The sequence below is a fragment of the Rhodoferax aquaticus genome (assembly GCF_006974105.1).
Classification (GTDB): Bacteria; Pseudomonadota; Gammaproteobacteria; order Burkholderiales; family Burkholderiaceae_C; genus Allorhodoferax; species Allorhodoferax aquaticus_A.
Genome location: NZ_CP036282.1, coordinates 3690870 through 3714523, shown reverse-complemented (window position 1 = coordinate 3714523; position 23654 = coordinate 3690870). Strand labels below are relative to the sequence as shown.

Genomic DNA, 23654 nt, shown 5'->3' with positions numbered 1-23654 from the left:
ACTAAATCAGGCTTGGCATTACCGGGAAAACTGAGATCGCATATTCAAGTATTTAGTTAAGCTCCAAATATGCTCGCCATCTAACTGACATCAATTGCCAGCAAATCTGTGGAGTATTGTCAAATTGACTCACACTTACACAGGCCACTTTGTTCTGTGCGAAATTTCATCGTCTGCAATAACCACGGCCCGAGTTTGCCAATCCGCAGGCTGCTCATCAAAGATTGCAAATGAAAATTTACAATGTGCACACTTGGGTTGGATTTGTCGTCGGCACAAAACACCCTTCAACGCACCACAACGACCCCAACCAAAATCTTGACTGGGGGTATGCAGCTGCAAGACAAAATCAGCATCGACACCCAGCCCCTGAGACTGGCTTCGTAAAGACGGATCCCACCAAAGCCGGTGAACTCATCAAGGATCCAGCAAAGACACCAACCCCATCGCCCAGACCGAGCAGTCTGAAACAGCAGGCCTAAACCAAGAAGAAAAGGGCCTGAGCTTTGGCTTTGCGCTTCCACCGGCCGGCCTTCGCAGGATGAACGCCACATCTCAGTGCAACACCCAACTGCTTCCTGCTCTCACCGCGCTCAGCAAACTGCGTGCTTGTGTCCAGACGAAGTGCGACGCCGACTACTTGCGAGCACTCTCCAGCCCTCTCCCGCGAGGGATCGACCCAGAACCATGTCGCATACGTCTGGCCGGGTGTTAACCCATTGCTGAAGTCCTAGCTCAGCGGCGCGTAAGTACAGAGGGCACCCGCGTAACACAACAGATACCGCTAGCGAATACATCGCTGCAGAGGGGCGAAGCGCTCTGCAAGCAAAGAATGTAAATAAGCCATAACAATTCTTGGGTGCAGCAAGCTATTAATCAAGAATCGGCTTCCGAGATTTTTCGGGTACTTAAATTGGAGTAAAGGCTATGACAAAAAATACGATCAGTAAACTGATGTTTGCAACTGCAATGGTTGTTCCGTTGATGGCGCAGGCGACTGATGGAACCATTGATTTCACTGGTAGTTTGACTGCCACGACTTGCGTTGTCCAACCGGTGTCTGCGAGTTTTGCAGTCCAACTGCCCGCCTTGCCTACTAGTTCTATGACGACCACTAAGACTACTGCTGGTGTGACCCCTTTCAGCATTACGGTGAAAGGTTGTTCTACGGGAGCAGCGTTCAAGCCCTATTTTGAATCGGGCACTGGCGTGGATGCCGCTACAGGCAATCTGAACAATACAGGTTCTGCCAAGAACGTTCAGCTGAGGCTTTTGAATACGGATGGCAGCACTATCAATGCAGCCGCCGTGGCTTCGGCGCAAGGCGTGAATGCAGTTACCGTGGACGCCACTGGAAACGCTACGGCCAATTACGCGGTTGCTTACTACTCGGAGAATGGTAATGCGACGGCAGGTACTGTAGTTGGTAAAGTAGCTTACTCGGTTGTATACCAGTAAGTAATTATCTAATTGAGTGAAAAGCGAGGAGCTAAATCTCCTCGCTTTTTAACTTAGGTGCCATAAATAATCTCAGACCAGACCCAATGCCTACTGTACTAAGTATTAAAATAAAAGTGCTGGTGGTGATGGTCACTGTGTTTAATATGAGCTTTGCTTTTGCACAGCAAGTCACCATCAGTGGCAAGGTTACTGCAAGCACATGCCAAGTAAATAATGGCAAGGCAAGTATTTCAATTACTCTCCCGCAACTTTCCGTGTCGGCTCTTTCGTTTGTGGGCGCCACCGCTGGTGCAACGCCCTTTGAATTTTCGTATGCGAACTGCACGCCAGGCATCGTAAGCGTTACACCATATTTTGAACCTAATTCAATGACGAGCCCTTCTGGCCGTGTTAAACAATTTCCTTATATATTATCGCCGATGAAAAATGTGGAGCTCCAGATTAAAAATAGCGATGGGACCATTGTGGATTTGTCAAAAAGCTTTGGTCAACAGAAAGTTAATTCTAGTGGGCTGGTTTCAAATTCTGGAAGTCAACGTTTCATTGCTGAGTACTACGCGACCGGAGTGGTCCAGCCCGGGCGATTTTACGCATATTTGAGGTACTCGTTAGTTTATCAATGAATCTAAGAGATCAACGCTATGAAATTTAATGTCAGGCCTATCAGAATAGCATTTCTACTGATGGGAGTGCTTGCTGCTTCAATTGCATATTCAGGAGTCATTGTCAATGCCACGCGGTTCATATACAAATCCAATAATCGCGATGTTTCCGTAAGGCTGTCAAACGAAGGGGAAAATCCCGCTTTGGTTCAGTTATGGATTGACGACGGGGCTCCCGATTTGGCACCAAATAAAATTGATGTGCCTTTTGTAATAAGCAGTCCAACAGTCAGAATCGAGCCAAAGCAAAGCCGTGCGCTTCGGCTTATCGCTACAAATCCCACGCTCCCCCAAGACAGGGAAACTATGTACTGGCTCAATATTTTAGAGATTCCCCCCAAACCAAAAGTGGATGAGGGGCAAAACTACATGCAGTTTTCGGTTCGTACCAGATTGAAACTCATTTACAGACCCGAAAAAGTTGGTAACGATGTGGTCAACTCCGCTAAGGAAGTAAGGCTTCAAATAGTGCAAGAAAAACCATTGCGAATGAAGCTTGTCAACGCGTCAGCAAACTACCTGAATTTTGGAGAAATAGCCATTATGGAGGGCGGCCAAAAGATTGGCAAGCCACTATACGCAACGGTATCGCCATTTGACGGTACTGAGCTAGATTTCTCTGAGGTCGACTTGTCGCAAATTAACAAAGAAAAGGTTGAAGTCCTATTTTCTGTTATCGATGATAACGGTGCATCATCTACCTTCGGCATGCCAATAGTACGGCGATAAGGGGGCGGAGTGGGGGTTTCGGTTTTAAACAGATTAACGAACTGGAAGCAATCCATGCGTATAAGAAAAATGATGATGCGTGTAGTTCTGGTTCTATTATGGGTGGCCTCCATTAGCGCAGCGCAAGCGAGTGTTGAGAAAATCATTCCAGAGGTTGAGTTTAATGAACAAATGACCATTGGCGGAATGGGCAAAGAAGAGGTGGCTAAATTTGCTCGGGGTAATATCGTCATCGCAGGGAAATACCGCGTTGACCTCTTGCTCAATGGAACGTGGTTGCGCAAGCTAGATGTATCTATTGAACCCGGCGCCAATCCCTACCTAGAAAAGATGTGTTGGAACCGCGAACTCTTTCAAGGTATTAGCATTGATCAAAGTCGCCTTGATGCGAAAGGTGTTGAACAGCTCAATCGTATCCAAATGAGTCAGGGGGATGAGCTCCCCGCTTGCACTTCGCTGGAGGAAATAATGCCCGGTGCCGGAGCGGCTATCGACTTGGCGGAGTTGCGGGTCAATGTATTGATTCCTCAGATCTATTTACAAAAGAACGCGATGGGTGGTTCGACCAAAAAGTTTTGGGATGATGGCATTCCTGGCGGAATGCTGAACTACTCGTTGGCAAACTACCAATCAAATTCCAGTGGTAGAGGCGTGAGTACTACCTTTGGACAGCTGGATGGAGGCGCCAGCGCCGGTCGCTGGCGGCTTAGGCACAATGGAAGTTACTCGGCAGGCAATGGAGTGGAAGCGGTTTACTCACCATCGTCGAGTTTTATCTATACAGACCTGCCAGAAATTAATGGCAAGTTGTTAATGGGAACCACCTACACCAGGGGTTTTGATACTGAGTCAGTACCGGTTAAAGGTATACAGCTGTTCTCCGATGACCGCATGCTACCCTTGTCGGCCAGAGGCCAGTCCCCCATTATTAGAGGGCAGGCAAAATCCAATGCAAAAGTTTCCATTTATCAACGTGGTATATTGGTTTATCAAACCACCGTGCCAGCGGGTCCATTTGAGATAAACGATTTGTATGCTAATGGTTATTTCGGCGACTATCGTGTAAAAATTACTGAGGCCGACGGGTCGGAAAGTGAATATAATACAACTTACATCTCTGGACCGAGTTTGCTGCCACGTGGCAGTATTAAATACAACGCGGCTTTTGGAGAATACGATCAGATAGGCGCAAAGTCTGGCTACGGAATTGTGCAGATGGGTGGTGCATACGGTATCTTGGACAATGTATCCCTTGCAGGATCTGTATTTGCGTCCCGTTACTACGACTCATCAAACGTTGGTTTAAATGTCGGATCGTCAGTTGGCGCTTGGTCTATTGATTTACTGAACTCTTCTTTACACCTACCCGGACAGCCGACATATGGGGGTGCTAGCCTTCGGACCGGGTTTTCCACTGTACTTCCGTGGGTGCAGACAAACTTCAGTATCGCGTCCTATCAGAATAACTCGGAGAACTTTTATTCGATAAACGACGCTATGAGCTTTGTTAACAATGTCTATGGGCGTGATCTTGGGGCTACTTCTAGGGAAAAAGAGCGCTTGGCGATTAGTCTCAATCAGTCCTTGGGGAGCTGGGGCTCGTTATACGTCAATGCATCTCAAGCGAGTAACTGGTTGGATGCACCCATGCAAACTGAGTTTCAGCTTGGCTGGAGCACAAACGTAGGCGGCACAGCTTTGGCCTTATCGGCGTCAAAAGTAAAAAGAGACGGGGCTGATAGTGCACTATATTCAATCACTGCATCTATACCCATTGGCTCATCATCACGGAGAACAGTCGTCAATGGTGGCATTCGGTCTGATGATAAAGGGCAAATGGATGCTAATGTGGGAGCCTTTGGCGCCTTGAATGAGAACGCTTCGGTAACCTACGGTCTACTGAATAGTACAAACGGCCAATCGAACAACAGTTCCTCGGGTAGCGTTAACTGGAGTACTGGCGTCGGTGTTTTATCGGGCAGTGCCAGCCAGTCCCAGAACTCGAGTTCAAACTCACTGAGCTTCCGTGGGGGCCTTGTGGTACACCGCGATGGAATATTGGCAGCACCTCAGTTGGGTGACACCATTACTATTGTTCGAGCAGAGTCTGCAGCGGGTGCAAATATTAGTGGCAATGGATATTCTAAAATTGGTCGTAACGGCTATGGTGTAGTCCCGTATGCATCGCCATATACCCAAAATAACATCGAACTTGATACGCACAACCTGCCTTTAGATGTTGAGCTTCGCTCTACTTCGCAACTGACAGTTCCAAAATCAGGAACTATTACACTCGTTAAATTCGATACCGATGTTTCGAAATTGGCAATTATTAAGCTTGAAGGTCGCTATAGTGATTTAATTCCCTTTGGCGCAGCTGTATTAGATAAAGACGGTAAATTGATTGGAAATGTTGGCCAAGGCAAAAAAATTCAAGTACGCCTTAAAGACAAGGCCGGCAAGTTTTACATTGAAACTCCTGATGGTCTAGGTAATAGGTACGAAGTGACATACGCTGTGGCTGATGAGGTCAAATCCTCGCTTATTCAGCTTGTAGCTGCTCCAGTTCCATCTGATGCCCTACGCGTCGGAGAAGAGTCAACGCCGCGTGAGGAGGCAAACGTCGAGAAGAAAAGTCGTCCACCTGTAAGTGGGGCAGATTTTTCTTCGCTGGGCGATAGGGTGCGAATCAGTGGCTTTTTAGTCCATCGCAATGGTGAACCGCTGGAACGTGGTGCAAACATTATGGCAGTGGGTGAAACAAACCCTTCAATTTCTACCGTGGCGGACGATGGCCGGTTTATGCTGAGGGTTCACAAATATAGCCAGATGCTAAGAGCCACTTGGGGCGAAGGCGCAGGTGAAAGTTGTCTCGCTGAGTTTGATCGACTCAGTGCACGGCAACAATCATTGGTGTGCAGAGACCCTGCAACATTATCTGCACAGAAACTTAATTAAAAATAGGTCATGAAAATATTAATTTTTGCCATTTTAAAGATATTAATAGGCTCGTTTTTTTACGTGGGAGCAATTCATGCAGAGCAGTGCACCACTGGGGGGCCGGTAACACTTGAGTTCAGCCCGCCGCTTCCTCCACAATTTGTATTGACTGGTCGCTCAAATGGGGATGTGCTCTGGTCGGGGACGGCTATTGTACGTTTCAATGGCTGTTCATTTTCGGGATCAACAAAAACAAACCCTCGAGTTGCTTTTGTGGTATCTACTGGTGGAACTCCTGGCAAAATTATTGTAAAAAGTGGTACGAATACCACTCCTACTGGCTTATCTATTAATAGAAGCGCACCGGGAGCTGTTGTGACTGGCCTTCCGGCTGGATGCGTTCTAGAAGAAGTCAAAGATACCATTGAAACGGGCCTCACGATATACTGCTCAAAGCCGATTTACGTCACAGATCTTTCTGCGGTAATGGCGACAATTCCAAATATTAAAATTTCGGTGATCGACAATAGAGCGACGTCTAGTACTTTTGGCGATCCTAATGTAACTCTAGTTACAATAGCTCCTCAAAAATGGGGGTATATTATGACTGTGGCTAACTTGCCATTTGCTTATGCTAATTTTAAAAAAGCCTCTAATACGGATGATATAACGGTTATTGGTGGCGGTGTTAAGTATGTTATTCAGGCCACCTGCACTTTATCGCCAGCTAATATCGCAGTTCCACTCCCGGATGTTGGTATGAATTCTTTCCGTAGAGTTGGCGATGCTGCCGGAACAACGCCTTTCAATCTGAATTTGACCGGTTGTTCGAATGGCAATAACCAATTCTTTGCCACATCGAAGTGGTCGTTTACGCCCGGAGCTAGCCAGAATAGCATCGCGAATGCGGTAACCAGTGGTGGGGCAGTGAATGTGGAGACTCAGTTGCTAGACGCGAATCAGAGTCCCATTTCAAATGGTGGCACTGTTGAACTCGGTGTGGTTCCCGCTGGTGGTACTCAGTTGAGCAAGGGTTTTTTCGCCCAGTATATTGCCACTGGGCCGGTTTCTCCAGGATCGGTCGTTGGGATCGCAACCTTCACAATTAACTACAGATAAGTCGCGTAGGTGTGTACCATTTGGCTTTTGGGTATTGATGGTTGCCCCTGTACTGCACCGGGCTAGCGACACGCAATGGGACATTGAGTGTGTGGGTGTCTTTAGCAGTGTGCCATTGTCGGAACGCTGAGCGTTACAGTGCTAAGTGTACTCGCCCCCAATGGCTGGACGCACAAGTATGCTTCAGCGTCTACAATTCCATGGCACTTTAGGACAGCGATTCCGCGAATGTAGTTGCAGGTTTGAGCCGAAGGCCCAGAGTATTAGCTTGCTTGTTTAATTGCCGGTCCGCTTGGAGCACAGATGCCAATGGACGATATCCAACAAATGCGTCTACACAGACTTGAGAGTGTTGTGTCTCTGGTGCTGGATATAGACAATGCTCAAAGTAAGAATGGTGGCATTACGTTCTTGATGGGCATGATCCACGAGAGACTGCACAACATCATGGACGCGTCTAATTTCTTTGTAGCTACATGTGATAAGGATCGTACCTATTTTCAAGTTCCGTATTTCAAAGACTCTATAGACGCGAGCGAGGTCAACCCCGAAGAGCGCTTTCCCATCGACAAAAGCACTGGCCTGCTGACAGTGGATGTGCTCCTAAGCGGACAAGCCATCGTACTGACGCGGGCGGCCATCGACGAGCACGACCGTACTTGGGGTAAAGCTGAAGTCAAGGAATGTCAAGCAGAGCACTGGATAGGGATTCCCTTGTACGATAGCTTCCAGACTATCATGGGTGCTCTGGTAACCCAGAGTTACAAAGCAGAGCGCGGCTACACCGATGAAGATGTTGCGCTGATCAAAATGATTGCAAGCCTGGTGGCGTCAACGCTAGAGCGCGAACAGCGCCGCAATGCGCTGGAACTTGAAGTTGCCCGTCGTACCCTGCGTATGGAGCAAGAGATTGAGGAGAGGCGCAACGCCGAGAAAGTACAACGTGCATTATTTGAAATTGCGTCTACCAATCCGGATCCGCAGAACCCAGATAGGCATTACGAAGAGTTGCACCGAATCCTTGCTAGCTTATTGCCCTTACCGAATTGTTATATCGTCTTTTATGACTGGCCCAATAGCGAAGTATCTGTGGCTTTTAAGCGCTATGAAAAAGAGACGACTCTCCCCACGCGCTGGAAGTTAAACAAGGGGCTACTTCGGCTGGTTTTGCACAACTGTCGACCTTGGCTCATTGATCAGAAGCTGCAAAGCGAGTTAATGGCTTCTGGAGCAGTGGAGGAAATTGTGGGCGGTAGCGACCAAGTTTCGTGGATGGGTGCCCCCATGGAGTTTAACGGTATTGCAATGGGTGCTATCGTGGTGGAGTCATATAGCGATGACATTGTCTATACCCCCAAAGACCTTGAAATACTGAGCTATGTTGCCCGTCATATTTGCTCCACGATGAGCCGCGTGCAGATCATTAGTGATTTACATCATACGCAGCGGGAATTGGTGAAGAAAAACGAAGAGCTGACCACCCAGACAAAAAATCTTTGCGATATCGTGGCTGAGCTTGATCAATTAAGGAATATGGCTGAGGCTGCGACGCGGGCCAAATCAGAATTTCTAGCCAATATGAGCCATGAGATTCGCACTCCAATGAATGCCATTATCGGCTTGTCTGTTTTGGCTCTTAAGTATGACATGCCCGCTCGAGTGCATGACTACTTGAGCAAGATTAAGTATTCAGGTGAGCACCTGCTGGGGGTGATCAACGATGTCCTTGATATCTCCAAAATCGAGGCAGGTAAGTTGGAGATAGAGCGTGTTCCATTTAAGCTCGCAGACGTGATGAACAATGTCATGGGTTTCATCGCAGAAAAGGCAGAGGTCAAGGGACTGGAGCTGCTCATTAGTGTCGACAAAGCGGTGCCTGACGCCCTGGTGGGGGATCCATTGCGCGTGGGCCAAATATTGGTGAACTACGTCAACAATTCCGTCAAGTTTACAGAGCAAGGTCAAGTGCGATTGCACGTATGTGTGCTGGAGCTAACTGAAGACGACATTTTGCTGCGATTCGAAGTGAGTGATACCGGCCTCGGTCTTACCGATGCCCAAATTTCGAAACTCTTTCTAAGCTTCAGTCAGGCAGACAGCTCCACTACCCGCAAGTTTGGCGGCTCCGGGCTGGGCCTGGCGATCAACAAAAGTCTGGCCGAAGGCATGGGTGGAGAGGTGGGAGTGACTAGCACCATGGGCAAAGGCTCCACCTTCTGGTTTTCCGCGCGACTAGGGCTGGTTGAAGGGCCAAGCCAGCGCATAGCCCCATTCAGCGCGGACTTACATGCTAAACGCGCGTTGGTGGTGGACGACAACGAAGACGCCGCCTTGATACTCCGCGCTCTCCTCGAAGACTTCGGTCTGCAAGCAGAAATTGCCCATAGCGGACCAGAAGCATTAAATGTAATCCTGTCCGCCCATACTCGGCAGGTACCGTTTGATTTTGTGTTTATGGACTGGTCCATGCCCGGTATGGATGGGCTGCAGACCATTCATGCCATTCGTGCGCGAGTTAACGATCCCGGCTCTTTCATTCTCTTGGTTACACCTCTAAAGCGCCAAGATCTGTTTCAAAGTGCTGAGGCACAAGGAGTTATGCACGTTATAACCAAGCCAGTGGAAGCCTCGATGCTGTTGGACGCCTTAATGTCAACTGTGGCCCATTCATCCGCAACGACAGCCGTGGGCACTGACCTAAACAGTCTGCGCCTCCAGCAACCCCACGAAAGCGGCTTGCGGCTGGTGAATGGTGCACGTGTCCTGCTGGTGGAAGACAACGAGCTCAATCAACAAGTGGCCTTTGAGCTCCTTACAGATGCGGGCTTTCTTGTGGACATTGCAGATGGCGGCCAAAAGGCCGTGAATAGCGTAGAGGCGCGTGCGCTGGAACGTCTGCCCTATGACCTCGTTCTGATGGATATGCAAATGCCGGTAATGGACGGTGTGACTGCCTCACGCCTGATACGGCTGAACCACTCAGCGCAAGAGTTGCCTATTATTGCCATGACAGCCAATGCTAGGCTGACAGACAGAGAGCGGTGCATGGCAGCGGGCATGAATGATTTTTTGACCAAGCCAATTGCTCCAGCCCAATTGTGGCAAGCCATTCTGCGCTGGGTCAGCCCCAGAGAAGGGCTGCTAAGGCGGCCTGCGAGCGAGGCAATATTCACAACAAAGATGCCCCTGCATATAGATGGTCTCGACTGGCAGGCTGGGCTCTCGCTTATGGGCGAAAACTGGGATCTGTACGTGAAGACTCTCTGGAGTTTTTTCGAAACCCAGGGCAACGCCACTATGGTGATCGAGCGAACGATCGAAGAGAGAGACTTTGCAACTGCGGAACGCCTCGCTCACACACTCAAAGGACAGGCGGCCTATCTTGGTGCCAACGAATTGCGAAGAACTGCCTCTGCGCTGGAGGAATTGCTAGCAAAGCCGCAGAGCGACATTCGAGATATGCAACACGCGCTGCAGGCAACTGATGAGGCGCTGGACACGCTGCGAGAGTCAGTGCTTCGGCATTTTTCCCAAGAGGTGCAGAGTGATTCGGTGCAGCGGAACTCTCCTCGAGCAACGCTCGCACAATAGGGACTCGGTGCTTTATTGCAAACGACAAGTAGACAGCATCGAAATTCAGTTGGCCTTGTCCAGGCGCCTTAGCCGTGCATTCGGCGACTCGTCGGCCCAGCTCGGGACTTAATCGTTAATGCCCTAAGGTGGGTGTCGAACGAATGGGCCGGAGCCCACCAAAGCCTATATCAATTAGGACGAGGTACGCGCAGTCGCAGGTCGCATGTTTTGACTAATCTAAGAGCTCAGTCCACTCAGGCATTTCGCTGATCGCCCCACAATGTAAATGACAACATACATTTGTTTGGCATTGAATTGCAAGTGTAAGACAATGCAAACAATGCTTGAAAACGAAGAAATACAAGCTGTTGACAACAGGTTGGTGGGGGTTGGCACCAATATGTGATCTCAGTTTTCCGGGCAATGCCAAGCCTAGTTTCGCTCAATACCCTTGCAAAGTACCGTGGACCCGTATCCCCGCATCAACACCGCTACAGTTTCAGTGTGCTCACATCTCTACCTGGCGTGGAAATGGCTGCGTCTGAGGCAAGTCTTGCGCGTGGCTATGTCTGTCGGGCAGTTGGGGAGCAAGGTTGATTGCAAACTGCGCAAGATGTGGAAAGTTACACAGCCGCTACGCGGCGCCGTGTTGCCATTGATGGCGATCACGCATCGCAAAGCCCGGGCCACTCTTGTGCAAGCCCAAGACCCAGCGGCAAGTGTGATGGCTCGTGCGCGCAGCCTTGAGCATCAACTCCTGCATCGCTTTTTTGATGCGACGATGCGTAGCCTTGTGGTGCGCCGGCCCATCGGCCATCCCGCTATCCACCCAGCGTGCAGCCAAAGGCAAGGTCAGCGCAAAGTTAAATTCGCCCCCGTAAGCCGGGTGCTGCGCGCCCGGGCGCAGTGCCAGCTCCAAGTAGTAGCCCAGGCTGCCAAGGCACACCGCGCGGCGCGGGCAATAGCCCACCACGCTTGCATGCGTGCGTCCCACCGTTTGCTTGACAGTGCCGCGGTAGTCCATGGCGAAGGTATTCATATCACCCGAGGTGCGGCGACACTCGATGGAGCCAAAGTCTATGGGCTGCCCATTCGTAGGACTGTTCAGCAGCAAATCATTCATCAGGGTACCCAGCTGGACCCAAGAGGCGGCATTAGTGTGCACGCGTTGACCGAGAGTCGGGCTGGATATAAGCCCCCCCAGACTCAATGCACGCGTGAAGAAAGTGTGGTTCCAAAAGCCCTCTATCGCGTGGAAGGCGCTCTTGCCCAAACACAAGATGGGCAGACAGAATTTGAGGATGCCGCTGTTGAAAGCGCTAGAACGCACGGAGCACTTTGCATCGGCCAATGCGTTGAATTTGACGCGCTTAAGGTATTTGCCGATGAAAGCCAGTCAGGCATATGCCTTGAGGTTTTAGGGCAGGTTATTGATTACAAAGTCGCCCCTGTTCACGCTCACTTTCTGGGTGAATATGAAAATGCGATTTCAGTCTTTGATTTAAATGAGGAATCCAGCATATTTTAACTCCCACGTCACGGTTTCAGGTTATCGCCTCCAGCAATTCCACGGTATTTTACTTAAAGCAATGGATGCTGATTGAAGTTCATTGGACTTTTATTTGTAATTAATTTTTAAATGAATACATTAAAAGATACATCATCAAGCCCCCATGTGCGTGTCGCATTTTTAGAAGATGACGATATCGTTGGGAATATTCTGATCAATGCTCTTACTGAGGCTGGTTTCGCTGTTGACTGGTTTAAAAGCGGCTTGGAGTGCATTCGCTCGATTCAACGACAGCAATACGCTGTTTGTGTTTTGGATTGGATGGTTCCAGACGTAGTGGGGCCAGATGTGTTGCGTGCTATACGTGAATCTCGAAAAAGTAGTGATCTTCCGATAGTTTTCGTGACATCCCGCGCAGAAGAACATGATGTCTTGTCAATGCTCGCGATTGGTGCAGATGATTACATTACAAAACCGGTCTCTGCGGCCATTCTTGTTGCGCGAGTTACTGCACTTTTGCGACGGAGTGGTCAGGCAACCCGTGGGCAAAAAAAGAGTTGGGGACCTTTGTGCGTCAACTTCAGCAGTCGGACCATATTTTTTGATGACGTAAAAATTGTTCTAACCAAGCGAGAAATGGAGCTTGCACTTTTTCTACTCGAAAACACAGAAAGATTATTGACCAGAACAATGCTTCTAAAGGCCGTTTGGCAGCACTCATCTACCGTTGAATCTCGCAAGATAGATGTATGTATAAGTACTTTGCGAAAAAAATTGAACCTAACGCCGACCTATGGATGGCAACTCTCGAGTGTATATGGAGAGGGCTATCGACTTGAGTGGATCGGTAAAAGTAGCTGATGTTGGTGGGCGATCTACTTTATTGTAATGATGTAATTTATGGGTTGATGAAGTGAATTCTTCAGTCTGTTAAATATAAATAATATGAACCACGCGAAGAAAAATATTCTAATCGTTGACGACACTATTCAGACATTGAGAATATTTTACGAATTCCTAAAAGATGAGTACGATATAAATATTGCAACAAGTGGTGAGGCTGCTCTGAAGCGAGTTGAGATAGGCAGTTGTCCAGACCTCATTCTTTTGGATGTAGTAATGCCAGGAGTAAATGGGTACGAAGTTTGTAAACGTCTGCGAGAAAAGGCTGAACTTCGGCATGTTCCAATTATTTTCCTCACTGGCAAATCATCGGATGAAGACAAAAAGAGAGGCCTTGAGGTTGGTGGTACAGACTTCCTTATAAAACCTGTGGGTCCTGATTTGCTTCTGGCCCAAGTCAAGACCCACTTGGAGGCCAAGATGTATGTCGATTCGCTTTCCAATAGAGCGAATTCTCTTGAGAAAGAGTTCGATAAGCGAGTAAAAGAGTTAGGTAGTATTCAAGATGTGGCTCTACAAGTTATGGCTTCATTGGTGGAAACACGCGCCAATGAAACCAGTGGGCACATGCTACGAGCACAGCATTACGTTAAACTACTATCCTTGGAGCTTAGTAAACATTCTAGCTATAAGGCGCAGTTGGATGATTTTACAATCAACGTATATATAAAGTCGGCCGCGCTTCATGATATTGGAATGTTTAGAATCCCACATCAGATTTTATTAAAACCTGGTGAGCTTGACTCCGATGAGTTCGCCATAATGAAGACACACACGATGCTTGGACGAGATGCGATAGAACTCGCAGAAATTTCTTTGGGAATAGAGGGGGGGGCTCTCACTACCGCCAAAGAAATCGCTCTAAGTCATCAAGAGAAGTGGGACGGCAGTGGCTATCCGCACGGATTGCGCGGCGAGGAAATTCCACTCTCAGCTCGAATTATGGCGGTTGCTGATGTTTATGATGCCCTGACTACGGGAAGAGTGTACAGGCCGCCAATGCAACATGATCTTGCGTCAGAAGTTATCATTGAGGGAGCTGGCTCCCATTTCGACCCACTTATCGTTTCTGCTTTTTCGAAAATAAAAAATGAATTTCGCTTGATTGCTGAACGCTTTTCTGATGAATGACTGATTGCAATGTGAATCAACTATTTTCCAATCGAGTTAAATCACATGTCAAAAAGTCGATTAATTGATAGCGGTGAAATCACGAGGTCAAGCACCTTATTGCGGGAAAAGTGAAATATTTGGTGGTTTATGATTTGCGCTGGATATTGAAGCATTCCATTCATCGGTATTTCCACAAAACATAGTTGTCCAGCACAGAATTGAATGTTTTCATGTATTCAATTTTGTCGTGCATTTTTTTGATGTAATCTCTGCGTACTATTTGGTTGAGCGTTTGTCAGTGCATGCCTTCATGAATTCATGCCATGGCAGGGGCGGTTGCAATTTGGATTCCACCCTTTGCTCGAAGCTTTTTTTGATTTTAGCTTAAGAAATCATAGGCGGATGGCCGCGTCCAAGTAGCAAAGATGCTTCATGTTTAACTCGGCAAAAAGTGGTCGAAAGCAAAAATCACGTGTTGATTTTCTCAAATGGAATGGCGCCGTATTGGATTTTTTAATTTCGCATTCGGCATTTATTGTTTGAGAGGCCTTAAATTGAGCCTTGCAATTTTGATGATTTTCCATATTATGTTCCTGCGCTAGGGTGTTTGAGTTAATCGCATTTGTATTTTTAGGAGTTGTGGCTCTCTTGGTCGTTTGATTAGAGATTTTTTGTGGGGTATCAACTTTCGAAGAAGCAAGGTTCCTAGTTATGTCTGATTTGTCAAAATATTCTCAATGCGAAGTGTCTGGCGTCTTTCTTTTTGGAATTAAGCAGGCGTTTCTTAATCTTTCTGTTTTGCCAAAGGGTGAAATGCTGCTTGAAGTGGGTGAAATTGATGTTTCGCATTGGTATCCCTATGATCAATTTCTGGAGTTGATCAGAAGAATTGATTTTGCCTTGCCGGAATCTTCAGAAAACATTCTCTTTGAGGCTGGCGCCAACTTGCTTAACGTATGGCCTACAAGTGGCAAAGACAATTCATCCGCGACTTCGTTTATTGATTGGATTAGCAGACGCGGACCCAATGACTATAACAATTATGTGCGTGGCGCTGATTTAAATGATGTTGGATGGTGCTCATTGCTTTCATTGGATAAAGTAAGTGGACATGCTCTTTACGACATGGTCATGCCACTTCGCCCGGAGTTTATTACCGGAGTGATTTATGCTGGGTGTAATATGTTTCGCGACATAGACTATGTTTCAGTAGACTGGAAGCCTAAGGTGTTTGGGCGTAATCCGTTCCTGAATAGGTTTACAGTGCGTGTGAAATTCAAGTTGAACCCGCGCTTGGCGCACAATGAAATTGAAGAAAAAATAGCTCGTTTACGACATAAGGATGAGCTGCCATTTGATGATCAGGAGTTAAAGTCTATCGCATGGCGTTATAAGTCACTTTGCGAGCAATTCGCTTTATTTCGTAGTTTCCATAAGGAAATTAACTATATATTGGCACATTCGCTGGAGGAGGGGCATCGCAGCCGTGAAGATCTGGAAATGGCTCGGAGAAAGGCTGACGAATCCGCTGCGGCAAAGGGTTTGTTTTTGGCCAATATGAGCCATGAAATGCGTACCCCAATGAATGCCATCATTGGGTTATCTGCGCTGGCGCTTAAAAACGAGATGCCCACACGGGTTCATGATTATTTGGAGAAAATTAGAGGTTCAGGCGAGCATCTGCTCGGAATAATTAACGATGTACTGGATATGTCCAAGATCGATGCGGGTAAGCTTCGTATTGATCACGTGCCTTTTGAGATCAATGAGGTGCTCGGCTATGTGGTAAACCTGATTGCTCAGAAGGCGGAAGCAAAGGGTCTTAAGTTAATTGTCGATATCAATCGGGATGTCCCTCGAATCATGGTGGGTGATCCGCTTCGGCTTCGCCAAATACTTATTAATTTTGCTGGGAATGCTATAAAGTTTACTTTCCAGGGGCAGGTGTGCATTAATTTGAATGTAATCGAGCAGACTGACTTTGATATCTTTCTTCGCTTTGAGGTTCGCGACACAGGCATTGGATTGAGCGAGGCGCAGATTGCAAACCTATTTCATAACTTCAGTCAAGCCGACAGTTCTATTACTCGACAGTTCGGAGGTACCGGTCTGGGACTGGCTATCAGCAAGAGTTTGGCGGAGGAAATGGGAGGGAAAGTAGGCGTCAATAGCACATTGGCATGTGGATCAACGTTTTGGTTTACCGTACGGCTAGGCAAGGCTTCAGCCGACAAAAGAGGGGCGTTTGCGGTCGGTATGGGCATGCGCGGCAAGGGGGTACTGGTCATCAGCGACGATGTGCACTCGACTCTGAATTTATGTGCAATGTGCGAGGACTTGGGGTTAATTCCAGAAATTGCGAGTACAAGGCAGGGCATTTTGGATGCCATTCAACCGGCCAACGTCCGGGTTAGTTCCATTGATTTCGTGATCACGGATTGGCCAATGTCGCAACCAGGCGTTTTGCGAGATATCGACGCTATTCGTTCACTTTCCGGTCGGTACATACCTCTCATATATATCAGTGCGCCTGACCAGCGAGCAGAAGATTCGAAGGTTATGCATGCTTTGGGCATGGTTCAGGTTCTTGCTAGGCCATTGAGCATTGCCGCACTCCAGGAAGCAATCGTGAGTTTCGAAGCGATGCCGGCGTCGCTACCTTCAATGGGATTCCGCAGCGACAGTCAAAACCTAGCAGGTGAACTCGAAGTTGCGTTGCAGCAAATCTGCGGTGCTCGGATTCTGTTGGTCGAAGACAATAGACTCAATCAGCAAGTAGCCTACGAACTGCTTACCGATGCGGGGTTTGTGGTGGATCTTGCCGAAGATGGCCAAAAGGCCGTCAATTGTGTGGAGGCTCGTGTGTTGGAAGAGCTTCCTTACGATCTGATTTTGATGGACATGCAGATGCCAGTCATGGATGGCGTTACTGCTGCTCGCCTGATTCGGCTGAACTATAGCGCAGCGGTCCTGCCCATTGTGGCGATGACGGCCAATGCGATGCAGGTCGACCAGGAGCGTTGTCTTGCTGCTGGGATGAATGACTTCTTGACTAAGCCGATTGCTCCAACGCAGCTTTGGAGGACTCTGTTGCGTTGGATAGCGTTGGGTGAAGAGTTGAAATCCCCAAGCGAGATGGCACAGACTTCAGCGCTACCGAATATGGCGATGCCCGAACAAATCGAGGGCTTGGACCTCAAGACTGGTCTAATGCTTATGGGCAATAACCAAAGCCTCTATCTCAAGACATTGGCTACATTTGTGTCTACCCAGTCGAATGCCATAAAGTCTATTAGCAAGGCTGTTTCTTCGAATGACGTCACAAGCGCGGCAGATCAGGCACATACGCTCAAAAGTCACGCCGGATACCTAGGTGCTAAGCAGCTGGAAAAGGTGGTTAGAGAGCTGGAAGACATTTTCAGAGATCCCAAACGAACGACAAAAGCGACCGATGAGTGTCTGGCGACTGCAGCGGCAACATTGGAGGCGCTTCTGACGGCTGTACGTTTTGCATTCCCCAGCGGCTTGCCGTTGCCAACACTTGAAATTGAACGGCCGAGTAGGATTAGACTTGACCCGCTTTCGTAGGCCTATTTCAACTGTCGGTTCGAAGTTGCTCGAATGCCAGCGGGCTCAACGGGTCGAGGTGACTGTGCCTGCGGACTCGATGGTAGAAACTCATCGCTGCCAAACTGGCTGCCCTGATCTGAATGAATCATCACAGGGGTTTGTGGCTGTCTGCGCCCTGCCGCCATCATCAGCGCATCCAATACCAGTTTGGTGGCCATGGTGGACTGCATTGGCCAGCCCACGACTGCTTGTGAGTGCAGGCCGATCACGACGCTCAAATCCAGCCAACTCTCATAGGCTCGTATGTAGGGGATATCGGTTCCCCAAACCTGATTGGGCTGGGCGGCTGTGAGCTCACGCTGCAATCGCTTGGGTGCGGTCGCGGCCGACAACAACACCTGAAAAAAGGGGGGGCTTTCCACTGACCCCCTTGAAACTGGCGAAAACACCCTTATCATTAGCACTCGTAGGAGTTGAGTGCTAACACTTGGCTTCTCAAGTGAATGTGTGCTGATGTTGTTGAACGTCGGCGCTAGTTTTCCACTGTTTCAAAACCTAGGAGATTCCTCATGAAACTGCGTCCTTTGGCAGATCGCGTAATTGTTAAGCGCGTCGAAAACGAAACCAAAACTGCCTCTGGCATCGTGATTCCTGACAGCGCTGCTGAAAAGCCTGATCAAGGTGAAGTCTTGGCTGTGGGCCCAGGCAAGCGCAATGACAAGGGCGAAATCGCTGCGTTGACCGTGAAGATCGGTGACCGCGTTTTGTTCGGCAAGTACAGCGGCCAAACCGTCAAGGTGGATGGCGATGAGCTGTTGGTCATGAAAGAAGACGACCTGTTCGCAGTGGTCGAGAAGTAATCTAATTACTATCAAATTTATAGCTGGTTGCGCAATATCTGTGCGCGCTAGCAGTCAATTTAACTTAAATATCTTAGGAGCCTAACATGGCAGCAAAAGACGTAATTTTCGGCGGCGAAGCCCGCGCACGCATGGTTGAAGGCGTGAACATTTTGGCCAACGCGGTCAAAGTGACACTGGGCCCCAAGGGCCGTAACGTGGTTCTGGAGCGTTCTTTCGGCGCCCCAACCGTGACCAAGGACGGTGTGTCCGTGGCCAAGGAAATCGAACTCAAAGACAAGCTGCAAAACATGGGTGCGCAGATGGTTAAGGAAGTGGCATCCAAGACTTCTGACAACGCGGGTGACGGTACGACTACCGCTACTGTGTTGGCTCAAGCCATCGTTCGCGAAGGCATGAAGTACGTAGCCGCTGGCATGAACCCCATGGACCTGAAGCGCGGTATCGACAAGGCTGTTACTGCTTTGATTGAAGAGCTGAAGAAGGCTTCCAAGCCCACCACCACTTCCAAGGAAATCGCCCAAGTCGGTTCCATCTCTGCTAACTCTGACGCCTCCATCGGCGACATCATCGCTAACGCGATGGACAAAGTGGGCAAAGAAGGCGTGATCACTGTGGAAGACGGCAAGTCTTTGCAAAACGAGTTGGACGTGGTCGAAGGCATGCAATTCGACCGCGGTTACTTGTCTCCTTACTTCATCAACAACCCAGAAAAGCAAGCTGCTTTGTTGGACAACCCCTTCGTGTTGTTGTTTGACAAGAAGATCAGCAACATCCGTGACTTGCTGCCTACATTGGAGCAAGTCGCTAAGGCTGGCCGTCCTTTGTTGATCATTGCTGAAGATGTCGAAGGCGAAGCCTTGGCAACTTTGGTGGTGAACACCATCCGCGGCATCTTGAAGGTTGTGGCTGTTAAGGCTCCTGGCTTCGGTGACCGTCGCAAGGCCATGTTGGAAGACATCGCTATCTTGACCGGTGGCAAGGTCATCGCAGAAGAAATCGGCCTGTCCTTGGAAAAAGTGACTTTGGCTGACTTGGGTTCTGCTAAGCGTATCGAAGTGGGCAAAGAAAACACCATCATCATCGACGGTGCTGGTGCTGCTGCTGACATCGAAGCCCGCGTCAAGCAAGTGCGCGTGCAAATCGAAGAAGCGACTTCCGATTACGACCGTGAAAAGCTGCAAGAGCGCGTGGCCAAGTTGGCTGGCGGTGTTGCCGTGATCAAGGTGGGCGCTGCTACCGAAGTCGAAATGAAGGAAAAGAAAGCCCGCGTAGAAGACGCATTGCACGCGACCCGCGCTGCTGTGGAAGAAGGCATTGTGGCTGGCGGCGGCGTGGCTCTGTTGCGCGCTAAGCAAGCGGTGGGCGCCATCAAGGGCGACAACGCGGACCAAGACGCTGGTATCAAGCTGGTGTTGAAGGCGATCGAAGCGCCTCTGCGCGAGATCGTGTACAACGCTGGCGGCGAAGCGTCTGTGGTGGTGAACGCTGTGTTGGCCGGTAAGGGCAACTACGGCTTCAACGCTGCGAACGACACCTACGGCGACATGATCGAAATGGGTATCTTGGACCCCACCAAAGTGACACGTACTGCATTGCAAAACGCAGCTTCCGTGGCATCTTTGATGTTGACCACCGAGTGCATGGTGTCTGAGTCTCCAAAGGACGACGCACCCGCTGGCGGCGGCATGCCTGATATGGGTGGCATGGGCGGCATGGGCGGCATGGGCATGTAATTGCCAGCCGCTGGGGGGCGCAAGCCCTCTTGCTGCGTCGGGTAATTCCGACCATAACCCATTGAAGACCCCGCAAAGCCTAGACTTTGCGGGGTCTTCTTATTTCTTACCAACCTGAAAGCAATACATGTCAGAAGTTATTCAAAAGCTGCAATGGCGCTATGCCACCAAAAAGTTTGACCCTAGCCAAGTGGTCCCCCAAGACAAGGTGGAGCGGATTTTGGAAGCAGCGCGTTTGGCGCCTACTTCCAGCGGCCTGCAGCCCTTTGAAATCATCGTGATCCGCAATGCGGCACTGCGTGAGCAAATCAAGCCCATTGCCATGAACCAAGGCCAGATCACGGACTGCTCCCACCTCTTGGTGTTTGCGGCGTGGGACACCTACACCGCGGAGCGCATCAACACCTTTTTTGACCTGACCAACTCCGAGCGTGGCTCCACCAACGAAGGCTGGGAAAACTACCGCAAGTTCTTGCTGGGTGCCTACCCTGGCCGTGACTCCGAGGTGAACTTCCAACACGCTGCCAAGCAAGCCTACATTGGCTTGGGCGCCGCGCTGATTGCGGCTGCGTTTGAAGGCGTGGACAGCACCCCTATGGAAGGCTTTGACCCCAAAGCTTTGGACGAACTCTTGGGCCTGAAAGCACGCGGCTTGCGCAGCGCTGCCATCATGCCTCTGGGCTACCGCCAGGCGGACCAAGACTGGTTGGCGAGTCTGAAGAAGGTCCGCCGTGCCCGTGCGGACTTCATCACTGAAATCAACTAAACCCTGTTGATGTTTCGCGCCGCTTTAGCCCAACACAGGCGCTAAAGCGGCCCGCGCCTGCAGCGCCGCCGCGCGCACATGGCATTCTTCTTCATGGTCATTTACCAAGCCCATGGCCTGCATCAAGGCGTACATGGTGGTGGGGCCTACAAACTTGAATCCGCGTTGCTTGAGGTCTTTGGACAAAGCCACCGACTCGGGCGACTGCGTCATGCTGCGCAGTGCCTCCCGGGTGATGCGCGCAGGGCGTGCGGTGGGTGAGGGCTCAAACTTCCAAAAATAGTGTGCCAGCGAGTCTTGTGACTCCAAGAGCTTCTCCGCGCAGCGCGCGTTGTTGATGGCTGCTTCAATCTTGCCCCGGTGCCGCACGATGCCGGCATCTGCCACCAACCTTTCCACGTCCGCATCACCAAACCGGGCCACACGGGCAATGTCAAAGTCGGCAAAGGCCGCGCGAAACGCTTCACGCTTCTTCAAAATGGTGATCCAACTCAAGCCCGACTGGAACCCCTCTAGGCACACCTTTTCAAACAAGCGCGTGTCTTGGTGCACCGGAAAGCCCCACTCCGTGTCGTGGTAGTCGCGGTAGAGCTGCGAGTCATCGCACCAAAAGCAGCGGTGCGGCGTGGGGCTAGAGGATGCTGTCATAGTGCTTGAGAGGGCTTGCTATAGGTTTGGTAGCTGTTTGCGCAATAGGGATGTGCGCTAGAGGCCTATTTGCCTAGTATGTGCGTGAGCTGAGCACGCGCATCGTCAGCCGTTTTGAAGTGGATGCCGTGCCAACCGCGTGCCTGCGCTGCGGCGATGTTGGGCAACAAGTCGTCCAAGAACACGGTGTCTTGCGGCCTAAGCCCATAGCGCTCTTCCAGCGTTTGGTAGATCGCCGGTTCAGGCTTGATTTGCAGCACATCGCCCGAGAAGACGCCGCCGTCAAAGCGCTTAAGAAACCCATGGCGCGCCTCCAACACACGGGCATAGGGCACAGGCATGTTGGAGAGGTAATACAGGCGCACGCTGGGGTCAGACTGGCGGCGCGCGTGCAGGTCTTCCAGTAGTTGCACGCTGTCTGCCATGGGCACCAAGTAGTCACCAATGCCATGCACTAAGTGGTGCAGCGCTGCGCGGTCAAGTTGTAGGCGTTCGGCGGTGCGGGTGATGACCTCGTCAATATGCAGCGTGCCCCGGTCAAAGGCTTGCCAGTCGGCGTGGGCAAACATTGCGTGGGCCAAATGCCCGGCTTGCGCCGTGGTGGCTGCTTGCGTGGGGAAGTGCTGCGCGGCCAAGACCACAGGCTGCCAGGTAAACAGCACCGCGCCAAAATCAAAAACAATGTTCATTCGTCTGCTTTCAGGTGTTCGCCCAAGCATCCGCTTGTGCGTTCGAAGGGAAGAGGGGGCACATACCGTGCGGGGCAGCCAGGGGCTCAAGCTGCCGACTGGGGCAAGGAGGGACTGGCCTGCACCGACGCCATTTTGACAGCCCGTTGCAGCGCAAGCTTGAGCCCTTTGGCACGGCACTGGCTGATGTTGACCGTGGGCGTGTCGTGCCATTGCGCGCATTCAACCAGCGCCTGGGCCACGGCCTTGATTTGCAGCTCAGACCACGGCCTAGGGCCTTGGCAGTGCAGTGCTTTCACTTCAAAAACACCTTCGCTGCGGTGGGCCTTGGCGTCAAGCCGGCCTATGAGTTCGCCCTGGCACAAAATCGGCAGAACAAAGTAGCCATAGACCCGTTTGGGTTCCGGCGTGTAGCACTCCAAGCGGTAGTCAAAGTCAAACAGTGTGGATGCGCGCTCGCGGTCCCACACCACTGGGTCAAAAGGCGAGAGCAGGCTTGTGTGGCTGGCCAGCAATTGCCCCTTGAGTGCTTTTTTTAGCAGCGCGGCATGGGCGCTATGCACATAGCCCGGCGCATCCCAGCCCTCCACGTCTACCCGGACCACGGTGCCGTCTGCTACCAAGGCGTCGAGGTCAGCATCTTTAAGTCGGGGCTTGAGGCGGTAGTAGTCGTTGACCCACCGGGCTTGGCATATGCCCAGCGCGGCAATAGATTGGGTGATGAACTGCTGGTGCGCCTGCACACCGGTGGGGGCGTGGCCCCCTTGTTCTGCAAGCAAGGCTTCGGGCGCTACGCGCGAGGTGAGGTCGTAGACCCGGTGGAATTTGTCCCGCTGCCGCACCATGAGTTCGCCGCGGCCAAACAGGGTTTCTAGCCAACGTTTCTCGTCTTTCCAAGCCCACCAAGCACCGCCTTTGCTGCCCTCAGGTCGTTCAAAGTCAGACGATTTGACGGGGCCATTCGCTGCAATGTGCGCCAGCAGCTTATCCAGATGGGGGCGTTGGGTGGCATGCAGCGCTTCTGCTTTGCCCAAGCCCCAGTGCTTGCGGCCGTCGCGGTTGTACGCGCGGTGGTGCAGTAGGTCAGAGGCGGGTGCAAAGCAAGCTTCGTGGGCCCAGGTTTCAAACAACTGCCCTTGGGCCAAGGCGTCTTCAAGCCACTGGCGCGGGTAGTGGCCCAACCTAGAAAACAAAACCAAATAGGGGCTGCGCGCCACCACATGGATGGTGTCAATCTGCAGCAGCCCCATGCGCTGCACGCTGGCCGCCACATCGGAGCGCTTGGCAGCACGCGCGGGCGCTTGCAGCAAGCCCTGCGCTGCGAGGTGCAGGTTGCGGGCTTGCTGCTGTGTGATCATGGTCAATGGTGTGGAAG

At 50.5% G+C, this 23654-nt stretch carries 17 protein-coding genes and 1 pseudogene; 13 read left to right on the top strand and 5 right to left on the bottom strand.

Going from position 1 to position 23654, the window contains the following annotated elements:
- Window positions 1-927 precede the first annotated feature (927 nt).
- The 6 genes from EXZ61_RS17185 to EXZ61_RS17160 all read left to right on the top strand — a co-directional run bounded on the left by EXZ61_RS17185 (window position 928) and on the right by EXZ61_RS17160 (window position 10502).
- Window positions 928-1458, top strand: a complete 531-nt coding sequence (locus EXZ61_RS17185) for a fimbrial protein (protein WP_142812923.1) — start codon at window positions 928-930, stop codon at window positions 1456-1458.
- Window positions 1459-1544: 86 nt separating this feature from the next.
- Window positions 1545-2084: a fimbrial protein gene (locus EXZ61_RS17180; RefSeq protein WP_142812922.1), complete on the top strand. Its 540-nt coding sequence runs from the start codon at window positions 1545-1547 to the stop codon at window positions 2082-2084.
- Between the two features lie 18 nt (window positions 2085-2102).
- Window positions 2103-2852 carry a fimbrial biogenesis chaperone gene (locus EXZ61_RS17175; protein ID WP_142812921.1) on the top strand — a complete coding sequence of 250 codons (750 nt, stop codon included), beginning with the start codon at window positions 2103-2105 and terminating at the stop codon, window positions 2850-2852.
- 54 nt (window positions 2853-2906) lie between these two features.
- Entirely contained in the window at window positions 2907-5810 is a 2904-nt protein-coding gene (locus EXZ61_RS17170; RefSeq protein ID WP_142812920.1) for a fimbria/pilus outer membrane usher protein, read from the top strand.
- A gap of 9 nt (window positions 5811-5819) precedes the next feature.
- Window positions 5820-6911: a fimbrial protein gene (locus tag EXZ61_RS17165; RefSeq protein ID WP_142812919.1), complete on the top strand. Its 1092-nt coding sequence runs from the start codon at window positions 5820-5822 to the stop codon at window positions 6909-6911.
- A gap of 309 nt (window positions 6912-7220) precedes the next feature.
- On the top strand, window positions 7221-10502 hold the full coding sequence (locus EXZ61_RS17160; RefSeq protein WP_168224802.1) for a response regulator: 3282 nt from the start codon (window positions 7221-7223) through the stop codon (window positions 10500-10502).
- Between the two features lie 616 nt (window positions 10503-11118).
- On the opposite strand, the gene EXZ61_RS17155 is transcribed toward EXZ61_RS17160, so the two are convergent.
- Window positions 11119-11607 (bottom strand): hypothetical protein, encoded by a 489-nt coding sequence (locus EXZ61_RS17155; RefSeq protein WP_142812917.1) that lies wholly within the window; start codon window positions 11605-11607, stop codon window positions 11119-11121.
- A 105-nt stretch (window positions 11608-11712) separates the two neighbouring features.
- Here EXZ61_RS17155 and EXZ61_RS17150 point away from each other — a divergent pair, with 105 nt between their 5' ends.
- The 4 genes from EXZ61_RS17150 (at window position 11713) to EXZ61_RS17135 (ending at window position 17598) form a co-directional block, all read left to right on the top strand.
- Window positions 11713-12012 (top strand): hypothetical protein, encoded by a 300-nt coding sequence (locus EXZ61_RS17150; RefSeq protein WP_142812916.1) that lies wholly within the window; start codon window positions 11713-11715, stop codon window positions 12010-12012.
- A gap of 111 nt (window positions 12013-12123) precedes the next feature.
- Entirely contained in the window at window positions 12124-12855 is a 732-nt protein-coding gene (locus EXZ61_RS17145) for a response regulator transcription factor (protein ID WP_142812915.1), read from the top strand.
- A gap of 84 nt (window positions 12856-12939) precedes the next feature.
- Entirely contained in the window at window positions 12940-14028 is a 1089-nt protein-coding gene (locus EXZ61_RS17140; RefSeq protein WP_142812914.1) for an HD domain-containing phosphohydrolase, read from the top strand.
- 693 nt (window positions 14029-14721) lie between these two features.
- Window positions 14722-17598 carry a response regulator gene (locus tag EXZ61_RS17135; RefSeq protein WP_142812913.1) on the top strand — a complete coding sequence of 959 codons (2877 nt, stop codon included), beginning with the start codon at window positions 14722-14724 and terminating at the stop codon, window positions 17596-17598.
- Between the two features lie 7 nt (window positions 17599-17605).
- Here the strand turns inward: EXZ61_RS17135 and EXZ61_RS22215 are convergent.
- Window positions 17606-17990: pseudogene (locus tag EXZ61_RS22215) on the bottom strand (DDE-type integrase/transposase/recombinase); the annotation flags it as partial.
- Window positions 17991-18149: 159 nt separating this feature from the next.
- Between EXZ61_RS22215 and EXZ61_RS17125 the strand changes: the two are divergent.
- The 3 genes from EXZ61_RS17125 to EXZ61_RS17115 all read left to right on the top strand — a co-directional run bounded on the left by EXZ61_RS17125 (window position 18150) and on the right by EXZ61_RS17115 (window position 20942).
- The gene (locus EXZ61_RS17125; RefSeq protein ID WP_142812911.1) at window positions 18150-18440 is read left to right on the top strand and encodes a co-chaperone GroES; all 291 of its coding nucleotides are present in this window, start codon (window positions 18150-18152) and stop codon (window positions 18438-18440) included.
- A gap of 86 nt (window positions 18441-18526) precedes the next feature.
- Window positions 18527-20176, top strand: a complete 1650-nt coding sequence (gene groL, locus EXZ61_RS17120; protein ID WP_142812910.1) for a chaperonin GroEL — start codon at window positions 18527-18529, stop codon at window positions 20174-20176.
- Between the two features lie 127 nt (window positions 20177-20303).
- Window positions 20304-20942, top strand: coding sequence for an NAD(P)H-dependent oxidoreductase (locus tag EXZ61_RS17115; protein ID WP_142812909.1), 639 nt, complete (start codon window positions 20304-20306; stop codon window positions 20940-20942).
- 24 nt (window positions 20943-20966) lie between these two features.
- Here EXZ61_RS17115 and EXZ61_RS17110 read toward each other — a convergent pair whose 3' ends face one another.
- From EXZ61_RS17110 to EXZ61_RS17100, 3 genes are all read right to left on the bottom strand, one after another.
- Entirely contained in the window at window positions 20967-21590 is a 624-nt protein-coding gene (locus tag EXZ61_RS17110; protein ID WP_142812908.1) for a DNA-3-methyladenine glycosylase I, read from the bottom strand.
- A gap of 65 nt (window positions 21591-21655) precedes the next feature.
- On the bottom strand, window positions 21656-22279 hold the full coding sequence (locus tag EXZ61_RS17105) for an HAD family hydrolase (protein ID WP_142812907.1): 624 nt from the start codon (window positions 22277-22279) through the stop codon (window positions 21656-21658).
- An 86-nt stretch (window positions 22280-22365) separates the two neighbouring features.
- Window positions 22366-23637 carry a winged helix-turn-helix domain-containing protein gene (locus EXZ61_RS17100; protein WP_142812906.1) on the bottom strand — a complete coding sequence of 424 codons (1272 nt, stop codon included), beginning with the start codon at window positions 23635-23637 and terminating at the stop codon, window positions 22366-22368.
- Window positions 23638-23654 lie beyond the last annotated feature (17 nt).